Source organism: Rhizobium sp. AB2/73 (assembly GCF_020871915.1).
Classification (GTDB): Bacteria; Pseudomonadota; Alphaproteobacteria; order Rhizobiales; family Rhizobiaceae; genus Rhizobium; species Rhizobium dioscoreae.
In genome coordinates, this window is the sequence record NZ_CP067071.1 from 111924 (window position 1) to 128412 (window position 16489).

The 16489-nt window shown below is 60.1% G+C and carries 16 protein-coding genes and 1 tRNA gene; 9 read left to right on the forward strand and 8 right to left on the reverse strand.

All coding sequences use genetic code 11. The features are described from left to right. Nucleotides 1-224: 224 nt before the first annotated feature. The gene (locus tag I8E17_RS00580) at nucleotides 225-1133 is read right to left on the reverse strand and encodes an ABC transporter substrate-binding protein (protein WP_069611224.1); all 909 of its coding nucleotides are present in this window, start codon (nucleotides 1131-1133) and stop codon (nucleotides 225-227) included. A gap of 432 nt (nucleotides 1134-1565) precedes the next feature. Between I8E17_RS00580 and I8E17_RS00585 the strand changes: the two genes are divergently transcribed. The 3 genes from I8E17_RS00585 to I8E17_RS00595 all read left to right on the forward strand — a co-directional run bounded on the left by I8E17_RS00585 (nucleotide 1566) and on the right by I8E17_RS00595 (nucleotide 3773). Next, the gene (locus I8E17_RS00585) at nucleotides 1566-2792 is read left to right on the forward strand and encodes a LysR family transcriptional regulator (protein WP_069611225.1); all 1227 of its coding nucleotides are present in this window, start codon (nucleotides 1566-1568) and stop codon (nucleotides 2790-2792) included. Nucleotides 2793-2887: 95 nt separating this feature from the next. Continuing rightward, nucleotides 2888-3100: a hypothetical protein gene (locus tag I8E17_RS00590; protein WP_141720026.1), complete on the forward strand. Its 213-nt coding sequence runs from the start codon at nucleotides 2888-2890 to the stop codon at nucleotides 3098-3100. A gap of 274 nt (nucleotides 3101-3374) precedes the next feature. After that, a complete protein-coding gene (locus I8E17_RS00595) occupies nucleotides 3375-3773 on the forward strand; it encodes a hypothetical protein (RefSeq protein WP_069611227.1) in 399 nt (132 codons plus the stop codon). Between the two features lie 77 nt (nucleotides 3774-3850). On the opposite strand, the gene I8E17_RS00600 is transcribed toward I8E17_RS00595, so the two are convergent. Together I8E17_RS00600 and I8E17_RS00605 are read right to left on the reverse strand one after the other, a co-directional pair. Further along, nucleotides 3851-4150 carry an antibiotic biosynthesis monooxygenase gene (locus I8E17_RS00600; protein WP_069611228.1) on the reverse strand — a complete coding sequence of 100 codons (300 nt, stop codon included), beginning with the start codon at nucleotides 4148-4150 and terminating at the stop codon, nucleotides 3851-3853. A 152-nt stretch (nucleotides 4151-4302) separates the two neighbouring features. Beyond that, the gene (locus tag I8E17_RS00605; protein ID WP_069611229.1) at nucleotides 4303-5181 is read right to left on the reverse strand and encodes a glycosyltransferase; all 879 of its coding nucleotides are present in this window, start codon (nucleotides 5179-5181) and stop codon (nucleotides 4303-4305) included. Between the two features lie 302 nt (nucleotides 5182-5483). Here I8E17_RS00605 and I8E17_RS00610 point away from each other — a divergent pair, with 302 nt between their 5' ends. Beyond that, nucleotides 5484-6089, forward strand: a complete 606-nt coding sequence (locus I8E17_RS00610) for a class I SAM-dependent methyltransferase (RefSeq protein ID WP_069611385.1) — start codon at nucleotides 5484-5486, stop codon at nucleotides 6087-6089. Nucleotides 6090-6353: 264 nt separating this feature from the next. On the opposite strand, the gene I8E17_RS00615 is transcribed toward I8E17_RS00610, so the two are convergent. The 4 genes from I8E17_RS00615 to I8E17_RS00630 all read right to left on the reverse strand — a co-directional run bounded on the left by I8E17_RS00615 (nucleotide 6354) and on the right by I8E17_RS00630 (nucleotide 8380). Continuing rightward, nucleotides 6354-6605 carry a DUF982 domain-containing protein gene (locus I8E17_RS00615; protein ID WP_069611230.1) on the reverse strand — a complete coding sequence of 84 codons (252 nt, stop codon included), beginning with the start codon at nucleotides 6603-6605 and terminating at the stop codon, nucleotides 6354-6356. 73 nt (nucleotides 6606-6678) lie between these two features. Next, nucleotides 6679-6927: a DUF982 domain-containing protein gene (locus I8E17_RS00620; protein WP_069611231.1), complete on the reverse strand. Its 249-nt coding sequence runs from the start codon at nucleotides 6925-6927 to the stop codon at nucleotides 6679-6681. A 279-nt stretch (nucleotides 6928-7206) separates the two neighbouring features. After that, a tRNA-Thr gene (locus tag I8E17_RS00625) sits at nucleotides 7207-7282 on the reverse strand. 138 nt (nucleotides 7283-7420) lie between these two features. Further along, nucleotides 7421-8380, reverse strand: a complete 960-nt coding sequence (locus tag I8E17_RS00630; protein WP_069611386.1) for a nitronate monooxygenase family protein — start codon at nucleotides 8378-8380, stop codon at nucleotides 7421-7423. Nucleotides 8381-8729: 349 nt separating this feature from the next. Between I8E17_RS00630 and I8E17_RS00635 the strand changes: the two genes are divergently transcribed. Continuing rightward, nucleotides 8730-9977: a hypothetical protein gene (locus tag I8E17_RS00635; RefSeq protein ID WP_069611232.1), complete on the forward strand. Its 1248-nt coding sequence runs from the start codon at nucleotides 8730-8732 to the stop codon at nucleotides 9975-9977. Nucleotides 9978-10001: 24 nt separating this feature from the next. On the opposite strand, the gene ppk2 is transcribed toward I8E17_RS00635, so the two are convergent. Further along, complete coding sequence (gene ppk2 / locus I8E17_RS00640) at nucleotides 10002-10883, reverse strand: polyphosphate kinase 2 (RefSeq protein WP_069611233.1); 882 nt, start codon at nucleotides 10881-10883, stop codon at nucleotides 10002-10004. Between the two features lie 273 nt (nucleotides 10884-11156). On the opposite strand from ppk2, the gene phoR reads away from it, so the two are divergent. The 4 genes from phoR to pstA all read left to right on the forward strand — a co-directional run bounded on the left by phoR (nucleotide 11157) and on the right by pstA (nucleotide 16477). After that, nucleotides 11157-12383, forward strand: a complete 1227-nt coding sequence (phoR, locus tag I8E17_RS00645; protein ID WP_229002059.1) for a phosphate regulon sensor histidine kinase PhoR — start codon at nucleotides 11157-11159, stop codon at nucleotides 12381-12383. Between the two features lie 184 nt (nucleotides 12384-12567). Continuing rightward, nucleotides 12568-13602: a substrate-binding domain-containing protein gene (locus tag I8E17_RS00650; RefSeq protein WP_069611235.1), complete on the forward strand. Its 1035-nt coding sequence runs from the start codon at nucleotides 12568-12570 to the stop codon at nucleotides 13600-13602. Between the two features lie 62 nt (nucleotides 13603-13664). Further along, nucleotides 13665-15146 (forward strand): phosphate ABC transporter permease subunit PstC, encoded by a 1482-nt coding sequence (gene pstC, locus I8E17_RS00655; protein WP_113367274.1) that lies wholly within the window; start codon nucleotides 13665-13667, stop codon nucleotides 15144-15146. Nucleotides 15147-15175: 29 nt separating this feature from the next. Further along, nucleotides 15176-16477, forward strand: coding sequence for a phosphate ABC transporter permease PstA (gene pstA / locus I8E17_RS00660; RefSeq protein WP_113367285.1), 1302 nt, complete (start codon nucleotides 15176-15178; stop codon nucleotides 16475-16477). Nucleotides 16478-16489 lie beyond the last annotated feature (12 nt).

The following is a 16489-nucleotide window of genomic DNA, read 5'->3' on the forward strand; positions in this document are numbered from 1 at the left end:
TCCGTCAGCGCATGAGCCCAAAATACAAGGCGGGTTCGGACAAGATCATGCCCATTCGAATGTCCGCGGCTCCACCTTATCAAAATGGAGCCGCCGGAACGGATGATTTTAGGTCTGCTAGACCTAAAATCTGAATCCGCTCCGGAACCAGAGGAGTAGAGCATGATGTCGTCCGAAAACGATTGACACTTTTCGGCATCATGCTCGAGAGCAGCGTCAATGCCTTATTTCAGGAAGCCATTGTCCTTGAGGTAGGATTCGGCAACAGCCTTGGCGGGCTCGCCATCGACCTGGATGCGGCCGTTGAGCTTGCGCAGCACGTCGGCGGTCAGACCCTTGAAGATCGGAGCCAGAACCTCTTCGATCTTCGGATTGGCCTTCAGCACGGCCTCGCGGATGATCGGCGTCGGCGCATAGACCGGCTGCACGCTCTTGTCGTCCTCGAGCACGGTCAGTTCGGCGGCTTCGATGGCGCCGTCGGTGCCATAGACCATGGCGGTGTTGACGCCGTTGGTCTGGTCGGCCGCAGCCTTGATCGTCGCCGCAGTATCGCCGCCCGAAAGCACCACTTCCTGATCCGGCTTCAGCTTGAAGCTATAGGTGGTTTCGAAGGCCGGCAGGGCCGCCGGCGAATTGACGAATTCAGAAGAGGCTGCGATCTTCACAGAGCCGCCGCCGGCAACCCACTTGCCGAAGTCCGACATGGTTTTCAACTTGGCCGGGCCGGCGACGTCACTGCGCACGGCGATCGCCCAGGTGTTGTTGGCGGGCGAGGGCGTCAGCCAGACGATCTTGTTGGCGTCATAATCCAGCTTCTTGGCCAGGTCATAACCCTGCTGCAGGTTCTTCCAGGCCGCATCGTCGGCCTTGTTGAAGAAGAAGCCGGCATTGCCGGTATATTCGGCATAGATGTCGATTTCGCCCGCGGTAATCGCCTTGCGCACGACCGGCGTCGTGCCCAGAGCGATGCGATCCTGCGCCTTGATGCCGTTGGCATTGAGCGCCGCGAGGATGATGTTGCCGAGCAGAGTGCCTTCGGTGTCGATCTTCGAGGAGACGACGACGTCGGCGGCGCTGGCGCCACTGGCAAGGAGAGCCGTCAGCGTGGCGGCAAGTGCAAGCTTCTTGAACATGATGTTTCCCTTTGTACCCCGTTAAATCGTTCTTCTGCTTGCCCGCCGCAGTCCAGGCAGGCGCAGGCTTGGAGCGGGCGGTCAGCCCACAGGCGAATTCGTGGCTGCTTCAGGCAGGTAGCGCTCATCGCGGAAAAGTCGATGCGCCTCGGATACCCGTTGCAGTCGCGCGATTATGACGAGCGTACTCGACATTCGCGCGAAATTGGATTTCTTTTTTCGGGGGCAAGTGCGTTTGTTTTTGTTCCCCTTACCCGTTTGGCGCTGTTCCGATCTCATTTTTGCGGCTGGATCGGTAAGGCGGCAAGGGAACGATAGCTGCCGCTTTTCGGCTTAGGGATATCTTTTTTCGAGAACACGACATATCGTCGGGATATTGTTGATCTTCTCGCGGCCGAGCCAGGATGCGTGCTGCGGATAAGGGGATGGGATTTGTATCTCGGTGCTTTGTTCGTGGCCGATATGGTGTTCTCCATTGGCTCGGTGAGGGAAACTGCGCGGCGGCTGTCTTTTTCAGCGTCGACCGTCTCTGGTGCGCTGCGCCGGCTCGAGACCGAGCTTGCCATGAAGCTTGTCGAGCGCGCCTCTGGCGAGCTTGCGACCCTTCTGGCAAGTTCGAAGGTTCAGAAGGGGCTGCAGCCCATTCTCGCGGGCATGCGCCAGCTTTCCGCCCTGATGAAGGAACCGCCGGCGCCCGGGGACTATGACCAATGGGCCGCACGCCTGCCGTTGAAGATTGCCACCGTCGAACGCTTTCTTGAGGTGGCCGATCAGGGCAGCATCAATCGCGCTGCCCGCCGCCTGCGCCTTGGTCAGCCGCAGCTTTCGTTGCAGATCGCTAATCTGGAGGAATTGTTCGGCTGCCGCCTGTTTGCGCGGCAGGCGCAGGGTTCTGTGCTGACGGAAGCCGGCCAGGAAGTTCATGGCATCCTCTCCGCCATTGCGCAGGCCTGGGACGAGATGAAGGCGGCGGCGGACGAACGCTTTCAGCGCACAGCGCGAGCGGTCCGCATCGGCTCGATCATTCCAACCGGTTCGGAAAGCTGGGTTGCCCGCTCGCTGGCAAGCCTGGTGTCACGCTGGAACATCGGGGGCAATCGCAACATGCTATCGTTGTCGCTGATGACCGCCGATGATCTGCGCGAGGCGCTTCGCTCCGGCCGCATCGATGTCGCCATCGTCGATTCCGTATTTGGCCTAGACGCTTTCGAACATATGGAGCTTGTCGCAACGGACATGGTGGCGATTGCGCCGCCCGACAGCACGGAGCAGACATTCGCCGCGCTCGTCGAACATCATCCGCTCTGCGTGCCGAGCCCCCGGACCGGTATCGGCAATGCCGCGACGGCGTTCGGCTATGACAGCCGCGACCGCCGCCGGTTTCGCGGCCGCGACATCACCTCGGCCGACTCGCTGCCCGTCATCGTGGACCTCGTTGCCAATCACGGCTATGTGTCATTTCTCGGCCGGGTCAGCGCGCTTCCGATCGCCGACAAGGTCCGCATCGTCGATCCGGATGAGATATTGCCGCTGTCCTATCATCTCGCCCATAACGGCCGCAAAGCCTCGGTGGAAGCCTGCCGGTTGATCCAGCAGGCGGTTGGTGAACTGGTTGGAGAGATAGGAACGGCACGAAAGCGGCTGTCGTCCCGCGGGTAGCGGAACAAACGTGGCATATTCGCGTTTAGGTGGGTTAGGTTAGTCCGGGCGTACGCAGCCGGGGGGCTCGTTCGGCACCCAAGGAGAGACTATAGATGAAAATTGTTGCAACTGCGCTCGTCGCATTAGGCATTATTGTTCTACCCGCCACCTATGCCGAGGCGCGTGATCATCACCACCACCGCTGGCATAACCACCATTATCGTGAATATCGCCCTCATCATCATGGCTGGCATCGCCATGAAGGATGGCGCCATGGACATCGCCATCATCGCTGGCACAGCAAGCCGCATTTCTCGCATGCCTGATGGCTGCGGGAGGTATGAAAACGGCGCCCTGGGGCGCCGTTTTTGCGACTGTTCCATCCCTTGCGTCCTCCTCATTCCGTCTTGACGATACCGGTTGAAACCATCAGCCGACAAGCGCGTGATCGTGCTTAAACGGACCTATGGCGATGTCGCGAAGACGCCTGCTCTCCAAGGGATAACGGAACTTTCGAAGGCGTTGTTGCGTTTACTGTATCGTCCGGAGGACGCGAGTAATACGAGTAGCGTTTACGTCCGGCATTGAAGGAGGCTGGAAATGAAAATTCTGGCAACAGCGCTGGTCGCGCTAGGTATGGTCGTGTTGCCGGCAACCTACGCCGAGGCGCGTCCTCATCACCATGGGCATCACCATCGGATGGTCGTCCATCGGCATTATCACCACCACTACTATTACCGCCATCACTATTATCGCCCCTATTACGGCTATTACGCGCCGTATTATGGCTATGACCGACCCTACTACGGTTATTACCAGCCCTACTATCCCTTAGGGGTATTCGGTGTTTTCGGCGGCTATGGCGGCTATCGCCACCACCACGGTTGGTATGGCGGGCGCGGGTACCATCACGGCTGGTATGCCGGCGGCCATCGCGGATGGCACGGCGGCGGTGGCCACTGGCGCTATTACAGCCAGCCGCACTTCTCGCACAATTGACGGCCTGGCCGCTGGCAAACGGCGCCTCCGGGGCGCCGTTTCATGATGACATCATAAGCTGCCCGGCAGCAACAGGTTCACGCCGGGTTCAGGACGTGAACGGCGCGCTCGGCCATCAGATGCTTCACCTTTTCGCCATAGGCGGCCATATGCGCGGAGGCGGCATGCGCCTTCAGCGCCGCCAGGCTTTCCCATTTCTCGACAACGACGAAGGTGTCAGGCCCAAAAGCCGGATCGGCCCCTTCGACATCCACGACGGCGGTATATTCGATGCAGCCGTCTTCGGCGTGGACGGCCGGAACATTCGCCTGGAACGCTTCGAGCACTTCGGCGCGCTTGCCGGGATGGGCGGTGAGGATGGCGAGTACGTGAATCATGGAGATGTCCTTGAAGCGATATTCAATACGGATGGAGGATAACGGAGGCCACCGGATGTGCGGCCGGTTTCAACCATTACCACGGAACAGGTTCGTCCGAACGCCGAACTTCAATTTTTATCGCGCATGGGATTCTTGCCCGATTGCGGCGTTCACATCCGGTTGATGTATTTCGGATCGAGCGATCCGCTCAGCAGATGGCCGACCGCGAGGAGATTGCCCTGCAGGCGCCCGCGCCGGTCGATATAGGGCGGTGGGTTGACAGAGCCGACAACATTCGAGGCGATATTGCCGCCCATCAGCTTCAGCGCCCATTTCAGCGAGACCGAGCGCTTTTTGACGAGATAGAGCGGATTGGCGACCTGGGAGTACCCAAGGCGCAGACCCGATGTGCGCCCGGCCTTGACCCCGAGATGGACGCCGCGCAGGCGGTTGAACTTGACGATCTTGCCGAAAGGACGTAGCCGCCGACACAGATCCACATCCTCCTGCCAGGCATAGAGCGGCAGATCCTCGTCGAAATAGATGCCGTTTGCGAGCATCTGCTTCCGGCGGAAAATCATGTTGCAGCCATAGGCGTTGTGCGTGTCCTCGATAAATGGCGCCGGAAAGGGCGTGGCATCGGCGGCGAGCGCCTCGTCCGCCTCGTCCGCCGTCAGGCCTGGTCCAAGGATACCGTCGCGGACGACTTCGCCGGTCGCCACGACGATCTCCTCATCCGCCTCGAACAGGGCTTCCGTTTCGGCGAGATAGTTCGTTGCCGGGAAGAAATCGTCATCGAAGAATACGACCACATCCATGCCGACGGCCGCATCGATGATGGCATTGCGCTGCGGGCAGCTTCCCTGCGGTGAGGAGACGATCGTCACTGGAAAAGGCGCGGAACGTAAGCGCTCCGTATCGATGTCGTCATTCTTGACCGGGCACAGGAAGAGATGATCCGGCTTGCGCGCCTGTCCGGCAAGCCTATCGATCATCGCCCCCAGAATCGCCTTGCGACCGCATGTCGCAACGCCAACGGCAATTTTCATGATGCATCCTCAGAGTATGATCCCAAGGCGCACGGAACCACCAAAAGCTGAATCTTTGGTTGTGCTAATCGCATGCATTCAACGGATTGCGAGCAAAAGCTGTTTCGTTGCCGGCGGCCGACCCATTTGCAACCGTCGATGGAGCGTTTCGAAAGAGGGGCCCGTCTCGCAGGCCGGCATTTGCGATCGGCTCGAATGCCTGACGCAAGCCATGAATGCCAAGACTTGCAGCATCCACGGTCCAGAAGCAGGTCGTCTATGCGATCTGCCCTTCAGCCAATACCGAAGGTATCCGCTGCCAAATGCAAACGCGCGACTCGAGATTTCAGTACAAGAGCGGCATGCCGCATACGCAGCTCGGCCTGCATCACATGGAAAATGCCAGGCTGCTGCCCGATCGCGGCGAGCTGCTGCACCGCCTGCCGCATGGCGGCGTCTGCGCCGAGATCGGCGCGGCTTTCGGCGATTTCACCGCCGAGATATTTGAAAAGAACGCGCCGCGAGAGCTTTACCTGATCGACGCGTGGGATACGCCCCGCTATCAGGAGGGCCTGGAGCAGATCAGGTCAAAATTCCGCGGCGCATTGGATCAAGGCCGCCTGCGCATCGTCCAGGGCTACTCCACTGTCCGGCTTTCTGAATTTCCCAACAGCTTTTTCGATTGGGTCTACGTCGATACCAATCACAGCTACGAGACGACTCTGGAGGAGCTGCAGATCAGCCACTTCAAGGTCAAGCAGGACGGCCGCATTGCCGGCCACGACTTCTGCACCGGCAATGTCGTCGATGCCATTCCATATGGCGTGGTCGAAGCCTGCACCAAGTTCTGCAAGGATTTCCATTGGCAGTTCGAATACATGACCTTGGAATCCCACGGGCATTTTTCGTTCTCGCTGAAGCGGCTTTGAAGCATGTCGCCTAAAATTGCGCAGCGGTTTTGCGACAATGACATGCACAAAATCAAAGATCTGAAGCGCGAAAAGTGAATCTGAAAGTTCGCGCCGCGCTTTGGGTGTCATGCCTATGGCCGGCAGGCACCCCCGTCGCCGATGCGGGCTCAATAAGGCAGCTGCCGTTTGGCGCCTGACGTGAGATGATTGCAGCGGCCGACCTATTGGCGAGGAGCTTCCCGCCTGCATTTGAACACCGGCCGATCATGGGCCGATGCAGGCTCAATCCTCGAAAATAAAGATGTCGCCTTCCTGCAAAGCCGCGATGAAGGCCTCCCTGGCTTTCTCTGCGTCAAGTTTACCCTCATGCGCGTCCAGCAGCGCTTTTCTGGCGGTCCTGTAGGCTTGCCCGTCCTCGAGCGTCGGCCACTCCTTCGCCATGTATTCCATGGCGCGTTCCGCATTCGATATCACCAGCCGGTCGCCCGTTTTGCGGGTCTCGACGATTACGGGTTTGCTCCACCATTGGGCCATGAAGTTTCTCCTTCCGCGGTCAACGTGCCGTTGGCTGGAATGTTCCGCAGCCCCGTCGGCCGGATCCGCGCCGTCACGACAGCAAGGGAACTCCCGCTTCGGCCGCTGCGGCAATGAAGGCGATGCGCGCTTCCTCAGGCGCTCGCCAGCCGCGCTGGACGTCGATGCAGATGAGCAATGCCGACAGAAAGCAGTCGCCTTCCTCCGAAGGCCAGTCGTCGAGAAGCGTCTTCCAGACTTCCTCGGCCGTGCCTACGGACCTCGCTTCACCGGAACCGTTGCGAATGACGCGGATGGGAGAGAAGTGCGGCACGATGTTCATGGTAGCAGACTCCGTCAAGGCAGAGGCTGTTTTGGCCCTTTTGCCACTGGGCGCGCATTTAACTTTCTTAATCCGCCGGCCGCTTTGAGGCATATGTGATCAATCTTCGCTCGCACGCCTGCGATATCAGCATAATCGCGCCTAAGTGGGTCGCTGACCGATCACGTCAGTATCGGTGCTTCTTGCGGCAAATTCGGTCGATGGCGCGGGCGGACGGACTTGCTGAGGACTGGCGATGCCTGGAATAGAGCTGAGGGTATTCGGGGCAGACAGGATAAGTGGTGCCGCTTACGTGACTCGAACACGTGACCCCATCATTACGAATGATGTGCTCTACCGACTGAGCTAAAGCGGCATTCTGCGGCGCATTCGGTTCGGCCCCGCGATTTGCATGGCGCTGATACAGTCTATGTGGCGAGATTTCAAGCGCTCAAATTGCCAATTGGCAAAAAAGCGAGATGCTTGTGAAAAAAGTACCGCTTTTCGCGTCCGATCAAAGTGCCAGTCGGGCGCGTGCCTGTTGGTATTCTCTCTCAAGCCTGTCGACGAGGGCGGATACGGGCTGGATGGATTTGACGGCGCCGATACCCTGGCCGGACCCCCAGATATCCTTCCAGGCCTTCACGCCGGTCGTGGCGGCCTCGAAATCCATCTTGGAAGGATCGGCCTCGGGCAAATTGTCCGGATCGAGGCCGGCGGCGCGAATGGAGGGCTTCAGATAATTCCCAAGAACGCCGGTGAAATAGTTGGAGTAGACGATATCGGCGGCGGTTCCCTCGACGATCGCCTGCTTGTAGGCATCAACCGCGCGCGCCTCCTCCGTGGCGATGAAGGGCGAGCCGATATAGGCAAGATCAGCTCCAGCAGCCTGCGCCGCCAGGATGGCGCCGCCGGTGGCGATGGCGCCGGCCAGGAGCAGCGGCCCATCGAACCATTCGCGGATTTCCTGCACCAGCGCGAAGGGCGAAAGCTGGCCGGCATGGCCGCCGGCGCCGGCAGCAACCGCAATCAGCCCGTCCGCACCCTTGCGGATCGCCGAATTGGCGTGCCGGTTGTTGATGATGTCATGCAGCACGATGCCGCCATAGGAATGCACGGCGGCGTTCACCTCGGGTACGGCGCCGAGCGAGGATATGACGATCGGCACCTTGTATTTCACACAGAGCATCAGATCGTGCTCGAGGCGTTTGTTCGATGTATGGACGATCTGATTGACCGCAAATGGAGCTGCCGGACGGTCCGGATTTGCGGCATTGTGTGCAGCAAGGTCCTCCGTGATCATGGCAAGCCATTCGTCGAGCTGGCTTTCCGGGCGTGCGTTCAGCGCCGGAAAGGAACCGACGACGCCGGCCTTGCATTGGGCCAGTGTCAAGGCGGGATGCGAGATGATGAAAAGCGGCGAAGCCACGACCGGCAGGCGCAGACGCTCGGTCAGAATGGAGGGGAGGGCCATGAACATCATCCCTTTTGACGTTTACGAAAACGTCAAAAGGGATAGCAGATGTCTGTCGAAAGGGGAAGATGGTGGAAGAGGCAGGGAAAGGCAGCAATAGACAATAGTGCTTGATCGGCCCGGTCCGATACCTTCGCCTACTGCCTACTGCCTACTGCCTACTGCCTCACCTCCACCCCATTTGCGTCGTCTTTGCCGTTTATCCCCGCCCGAGTGCCCTTAACCCATGCCGGAGGCTTGCGTATTGCAAAACGGGGCGTTACCGAATCCGGTTAACGGATGATGAAAATATGGCTGCCTTATCGGTAGAGTATGCGCGTATGTTGCGAGTGAGCGTAAAGGATCGGATGTGAGCGGATTAGAAACGGCTATCAGAAGCGCCTTGGATCGGTCTGATCGCGCCAATCCGGAAATTCGGGCTCGCATCTATCAATCGGCGCGGCAGGCTCTGGAAGCCGGCCTTCGCAAGCAGGACATAACCGATATCAACGTCATTGCCGCCCAGCGCCAGCGTCTGGAGGCGACGATCCGCGAGATTGAGGCTGACGAACGCGCCCGCCCCATGCAGGCAATGCCGGTTTCACCGGAGCTGGATGCTCCGCACGTTTCTCCTTCCGTACCCAGGTCCGATGCAAGGCAGGCAGCGGCACGACCGCAGGAGCCAGTCATGAGCGTGCGCGGAGAAACACGCGATCCGCCAATGTCGGCAGGCCCGGCCGTTCCGCCCGAGCCGACCTCGGCCGAGCTGGCGGCACGTGAAGACGATTTCGGCGATATGCGCGCCGGCCCCGCCGATCATCTCGGGGCGGACAGTGATGTGCGTCCGACGGCTGATGCACCGCCGCCGCGGTCGATGAATTTCAAGCCGGAGCGGGCGGCCGTGCGCCGCAAGCCGCGCAAGTTCTTCTCGCGCCTGCTCGTCTTCTGCATTCTGCTGGCCTTCCTCGGCGTCGGTGCCTGGTGGATCAAGACCTCGGGTGTACTCATGTCGGCCGCCCAGCGGGATACGAGCGTGCCCAATCCGCCGGCGCATATCGATTCTCAGGATTTCAGCGGCAATGGCAACGATGACGATACGTCGGACCAGGACGACAACAGCGGTCCGGTCAATCCGGGCCTTGCGACCATCGATCCGCAGAACAGCTTTTCGGCGGAATGGTTGGAGGTATTAAAGCCCACCGACGCGCCGAAGGTTACCACCAGCTCGCAATCGAAGGCCGAAAACGTAACGGAGAACGAAGGGCCGGCCGTGAGGCTGACCTCGCTCAGCAGCGGTCCGGACGGCAGTGGCTCGGTCGAGGTGCCCGTCAATGTGCTGCAGCAGATGGCCGGCAAGGCTTCGACGGTCGCGCTGACATTGCAGTCCACCTCGGATGCGCCGACGCAGATTACGGTGGAATGCGATTTCGGTTCTCTCGGTCGTTGCGGCCGGCACCGTTTCACCGTCAGCCGGCAAAAAACGGATTCGTTGTTCCAGGTCAAGTTCGATCGCGCCATGGCGCCGACCGGTTCGGGACGCCTCATCATCAACAGCGATGTCGATGGCAAGGCCCGCGGCGTCAATATCTACGCCATCCGCGTCCTGCCCGGGCAATAATCCCGGGGCGATGCCTCGACCTCGTCAGGCGAGGATAGCCGATCCCATGCCGAGAATCTTGTCGTCGACCTTGCCGATGGCTTCCTTGTCCTTGCCGTCATAGTCGAGCGTCAGCAGAATGTGACGGATAAGGTTCAGGCGCGCGCGCCGCTTGTCGTTGGCGCGGAGGACAGTCCAGGGTGCGTGGTCCGTATGCGTATCCTTCAGCATGCGGTCGCGCTTCTCGCTGTAGTCCTTCCATTTCGGCAGGGCGGCGATATCCATCGAGGAAAGTTTCCAGACGGCGCGCGGATCGTGGCGCCGGTCGTGGAAACGCTTTAGCTGCATCTCCCGGCCGATATCGAGATAGAATTTGAAGAAGTAGATGCCGTCCTGGACGATGAGCTTTTCCATCCGGGGAGCCTGCTTCAGAAACTGCTCATATTGCTGCGGCGTGCAGAAGCCCATGACCGGCTCAACGCCGGCGCGGTTGTACCATGAGCGGTCGAAGAGCACGAATTCGCCCGCCGTCGGAAACTGGGCGACATAGCGCTGGAAATACCATTGGCCGGCCTCGCGATCGGTCGGCTTCGTCAGCGCCACCACGCGCGCCAGACGAGGGTTCATATGGGCTGACGTCGCGGCGATCGAGCCTCCCTTGCCGGCCGCGTCACGCCCCTCGAAGAGCGCCATCACTCGCTTGCCGGTCGCCTGCAGCCAAAACTGCACCTTGATGAGTTCGATCTGCAGCGCTTTCAGCTCGTCGAGATATTCGTCTTCCTTCAGCTTCTTCTTGTAGGGATAGCCGCCCGAGGTCAGCGCCTCGTCTTCGATCCAGCTCGGCAGGACGGGGTCATCGACATCGAATATGCGCTTGATGCCATGGATATCCAACTCTACCGCCCGGCTTTCTGTCTTCTCCCCCATATGTCGGCTCCTCGGCTGTTTACACGGCGTTAACCCTACCGCTGGCAGCGGTAAAAAAGCTTGGCCAGGAAACTGGAACTTTTGTTCAATAGTTTCAAGCCCTTTACGGCTACCCTCCTTTGCCGGCTACATTTATTTTTGTCAGTTACTGGCTTCTGTGGATAGAGCCGAATACTTCTGTCATGAATTGCAGATAAGACGCGGAATCCAGCGTTCTATGATGGCAGGCGAAGGACGGCGCAGTTGGAAGACGAATGGTCATTTGTCAGGAGGTTGGCAGTTCGGCTGCGGCAGGAGAGTGCCATCCTCGTTCTGGCGACGCTGATTGCCGCACTCGCCCTGGTCGAAGGCATCAACACCGGCGCCGTATTCTGGATCTGGGCGATCGTCATGATTGTCACGCTGCTTCGCCCGCCGCTCGTCGAGCGGGTCGAGGTGCCGTCACAGGCCGAGGCGCCGCCCGTCGATGCGCAAGCCCTGTTGCGCACCGCCTTTGCGGGACTGGCGGCACTCGATATGCCAGTGCTGATCATCGACCGAGAGGCGTCCGTGCTGGTACAGAACATGGCCGTCGAAAAAGCCTTCGGTGCCTTTCCGATCGGCGCACATATTTCCTCGAAGCTGCGTTCGCCGGGCCTGCTCGACATGGTGCGCGAGACCATCGCGACCAATACGCCGAACCAGATCGAACATTCCGAGCGCCTGCCTTCGGAACGGGTTTATGTCGTACGCATCGCACCGATAGATCTGCCGGAGATCGACAGGGAGGAAGATGCGCTCTTCCTGCTCTCCTTCCGCGACATATCGGAGCTGCGCCACATCGACCGCATGCGATCCGATTTCGTCGCCAATGCCAGCCATGAATTGCGCACGCCGCTGGCGTCGCTGCGCGGCTTCATCGAGACGATCCAGGGACCTGCCAAGGCCGATCCGAAGGCGCAGCAGCGTTTCCTCGGCATCATGCTCGACCAGACGACTCGCATGAGCAGGCTGGTCGACGACCTCCTGTCGCTGTCGCGCCTGGAGCTGAAGTCGCATATCGCGCCGGATCAGAAGGTGGATCTCGTACCCCTGCTCGGCCATGTGCGAGACTCCCTGTTGCCGCTGGCCGGGGATCTCGATGTGAGCATCAATCTGCATTTGCCGGCGGGCAAGGTGGAGGTATTGGGAGATCGAGACGAACTGGTGCAGGTCTTCGAGAACCTGATCGAGAATGCCTGCAAATACGGCCAGGAAGGGAAATCGGTCGAGGTTTCGCTGCTGAATAATGCGGGCCAGGCCGTCGAGGTCGTCGTCTCGGACAAGGGGCCTGGAATACCCGCGGAACATGTGCCGCGCCTGACCGAGCGCTTCTATCGCGTTAACGTTGAGGATAGCCGGTCCAAGAAGGGAACCGGTCTCGGGCTTGCCATCGTCAAGCACATTCTGACCCGCCATCGTGCCAGACTGATCGTCAAGTCGGAAGTCGGAAAGGGAACCGACTTTACGGTTCGCTTCTGACAAGCTCTACCTGCCCCGGTTTGGGTGGCAATTTATCCAAATTATATCAGGCATATAGCCTGTCATAATTGTTTCACTCGCCTGACATAAAAGGGCGGTGTTTTCGCCAGTAAGAATGGACTGCTGAAAAAGTGGATGTGGCCTCCACCTCGGCGCTCTTCAAAGCTCATCAGGGGGATTCGTTGTGAATGCTTTGAAAATATCCATTCTTGCGCTGGTTGCATCGGTTGCCCTTGCCGGCACTGCAACCGCTCGCGATCAAATTCAGATCGCCGGTTCATCGACCGTATTCCCATATGCCAAGATCGTGGCCGAAACCTTCGGCGAGACCTTCACCAACTTTAAGACCCCGGTGGTCGAGTCCGGCGGCTCCGGAGCCGGCCTGAAGGAATTCTGCAAGGGTGTGGGAACGGATTCGATCGACATCGCCAATTCGTCGCGTCCCATCAAGGGCAGCGAAGTCGCAGCCTGCAAGGCTGCCGGTGTCGCTGACATCCAGCAGGTCAAGATCGGCTATGACGGCATCGTCTTTGCTTTCGACAAGAGCAATCCGGATATCAAGTTCGAACCGGTCGATCTCTACAAGGCGCTCGCTGCCGATGTCGTCGTCGATGGCAAGCTCGTCGCCAATCCTTATAAGAAGTGGTCTGAGATCAATCCATCGCTGCCGGATTTTGAAATCGCCGCCTATATTCCGGGCGAGAAGCATGGCACCCGAGAAGTTTTCGAAGAGAAGGTGCTTGCCGCCGGCTGCAAGGCTTCCGGCGCGGCCGATGTCATCAAGGCAGCCTTCTCCGACGCCGCTCAGCAGGCCAAGAAATGCATTGCCGTGCGCAAGGATGGCGCCGCCGTCGATATCGATGGCGACTATCCCGAGACCTTGGCCCGCATCAATGCCAACAAGCATGGCATCGGCGTGTTCGGCCTGTATTTTTTCCAGAACAACGCCGACAAGCTGAAGGTCGCCACCGTCAGCGGCATCGTACCCTCGGGCCAGACGATCGCCGATGGCACCTATCCGGTATCGCGGCCGCTGTTCTTCTACGTCAAGAAAGCCCATCTGGGTGTCGTCCCGGGGCTCAAGGAATATGTCGATTTCTTCACGAGCGATCAGATGATCGGACCGGACGGCCCGCTGGCGGAATATGGCCTCGTGCCGGCGCCGAATGCTGAGCGCGACCAGATCCGCAAGGATTTCGCGGGCGGGAAGATCATGTGACTGCTGAAGGGTCGGGCACCGGGGCGGCTTTCCGCTGCCCCGGGGTTCGCCGGGGAATGGGAATGAGTGTATCGCTGCTGCTGCTCTGCTTGTCGGTCTTCGGCGCCTCCGCTTTCGTGCTGGGGCGGGTGAGGGCGGCTGCGCTGTCGGGCGGCAGGTCTTCGTCCATGCATTCCCGCCTCGGCTATCACGGTGCCTATGCCGCCATATGGGCGGTACTTCCGCCCCTGGCGCTCGTCTGCGTCTGGCTGATCGTCAGTCCCATCGTCATCGACCGGCTGGTGACCAAATCCTTTCCCGAGGAGGTTCAGTCTCTGCCGCCGGCTGAGCTCAATCTCAGCTACGGCATGGTGCGCAGCATCGCCCGCGGCATGCGCATGCTCGACAGCCAGGAGCTTGCCGATATCGATGGCGGCAAGGCCGATCTTCAGTTGCTGCTGGCGCAGAAGGGCGTTCCACTTGCCGTGCGCCCCACGGGCTACATGATCGAGGCCGCGAATAGATATAATGGCATGCGCGAATTGAGCCGCATGGTCATGGCGGCGGCGGCGATCGTCCTGTCGTTGCTTTGCGCGGCCCATGGCCTTCGCGCGATTGCGCCGCGTTTTCGCGCCCGCAACCGGGTCGAGCAGGTCATCCTCGGAGCCCTGATCGTTGCCTCCTCCATCGCGGTGCTGACAACGGTCGGCATTGTCGTTTCCATGCTTTCGGAAGCGGCGCGTTTCTTCAGCATGGTGCCGGCCAGCGAGTTCTTCTTCGGTGCTGTCTGGGACCCGCGCTTCACCGGCGCGGGCGCGCAGACCTCGGGCACTTTCGGTCTGATCCCGCTCCTGGCGGGCACGGTCTATATCGGCTTCGTCGCCATGCTCTTTGCCGTACCTATCGGCCTGTTTGCCGCGATCTACATGGCCGAATATGCCTCGGCTCGCGTCCGCTCCATTGCCAAGCCGATGCTGGAGGTTCTGGCCGGCATTCCGACAATCGTCTACGGCTTCTTCGCTCTTGTCACAGTCGGCCCCTTCCTGCGCGATATCTCCGCCGAGATCGACGGGCTGATGACCGGAAACTACAGAAGCTTCATCGAGGCGCAGAGCGTTTTGACGGCCGGCTTTGTCATGGGCGTGATGCTCATCCCTTACGTTTCGTCGCTGTCGGACGATATCATCATGGCTGTGCCGCGCTCGCTGCGCGACGGCTCGCTCGGGCTTGGCGCCACGCGGTCGGAAACGGTCAAGCGCGTGCTCCTGCCGGCCGCCCTTCCGGGCATCGTCGGCGCGCTGCTGATGACCGCGTCGCGGGCGATCGGCGAAACCATGATCGTGGTACTGGCTGCAGGCGTTGCCGCGCGCATGCAGCTCGATCCCTTCGAACCGATGACGACGGTCACGGTGAAGATCGTCAATCAGCTGACCGGCGATCTGGAGTTCACTTCGCCGCAGACGCTCGTCGCCTTCGCCCTCGGCATCACGCTGTTCTGCCTGACGCTGTGCCTCAACGTCTATGCGCTCTACATCGTCCGTCGATACAGGGAGCAATACGAATGAGCAACGCCGTATCTTCCTCTCAGCTCAACATGCCGCGCGGTCTGACGCCGGGTGCGTCTGTGCACCGAGATATCGGCATTAAGCGGCGTTATGCCGCCGAGCGTCGCTTTCGCGCCTATGGGATGACCGCCGTCATCTTCGGTCTCGTCTTCCTTATCATCCTGGTCTCGACCGTGGTCCGCACAGGCTATACCGCCTTTGTCCAGACTTCGATCAACTTGCCGATCGAATTTACCGAGAAGGTAATCGACCCGACGGGTAAGCGCATGAACGATCCGAAGGTGCTGATCGTTGCCAATTACCCCGTGCTGGTGCGCGATGCGCTGGTGAAAGCGCTTGGCATCGATCCGGCCAATCGCACGCTTGCGCGCGAGGCGATGGCGATGGTGTCGGACAGCGCCAGGATCGTGTTGCGCGACAGAGTCGTTGCCAACCCCTCGATCATCGGGACGACACAGAACGTCACATTCCTGGCCAGCGCCAACATCGATTCCGCCAACAAGGGGCAGATCGATCTGACCGTCAGCGAGAAGGATCGCAAGATTTCCGACCGCCAGGTCGCATGGATGAAGCAACTCAGCGAAAGCGGCGCGCTTCACAAGGCCTTCAACAGCGGTCTCTTTCTGTCGGGCAATTCGAGCCGCCCCGAAGCGGCCGGGCTTGGTGTCGCGCTGATCGGCTCGCTCTACCTGATGCTGACCGTTCTCGTACTTGCCTTGCCGGTCGGCGTTGCTGCCTCGATCTATCTGGAAGAGTTCGCACCGAAGAACCGGCTGACGGATCTGATCGAGGTCAACATCAACAATCTCGCTGCCGTCCCCTCGATCGTCTATGGCCTGCTGGGTCTCTCGGTCTTCATCAACATGATGGGGCTGCCGCGCTCGGCATCGCTGGTCGGCGGCCTTGTACTGAGCCTGATGACGCTGCCGATGATCATCATCGCCACGCGCTCCGCCTTGCGTGCCGTGCCGCCGTCGATCCGCAGCGCGGCGCTCGGTCTTGGCGCATCGCGCATGCAGATGGTCTTCCATCATGTTCTGCCGCTTGCGATGCCCGGCATTCTGACGGGCACGATCCTCGGGCTTGCCCATGCGCTCGGCGAGACCGCGCCGCTGCTTCTGATCGGCATGGTCGCCTTTGTCGCCAACTATCCGGCATCGCCGCTCGATCCTTCGACGGCGTTGCCGGTGCAGATCTACATGTGGGCGAGCGAAGCCGAGCGGGCGTTTGTCGAAAGGACGTCCGGCGCCATCATCGTCCTTCTCTTCTTCCTCGTCGCGATGAACATCGGCGCCATCTTGTTGCGCCGCCGCTTCGAGCGGCGCTGGTAAGGGAGGGCGCAT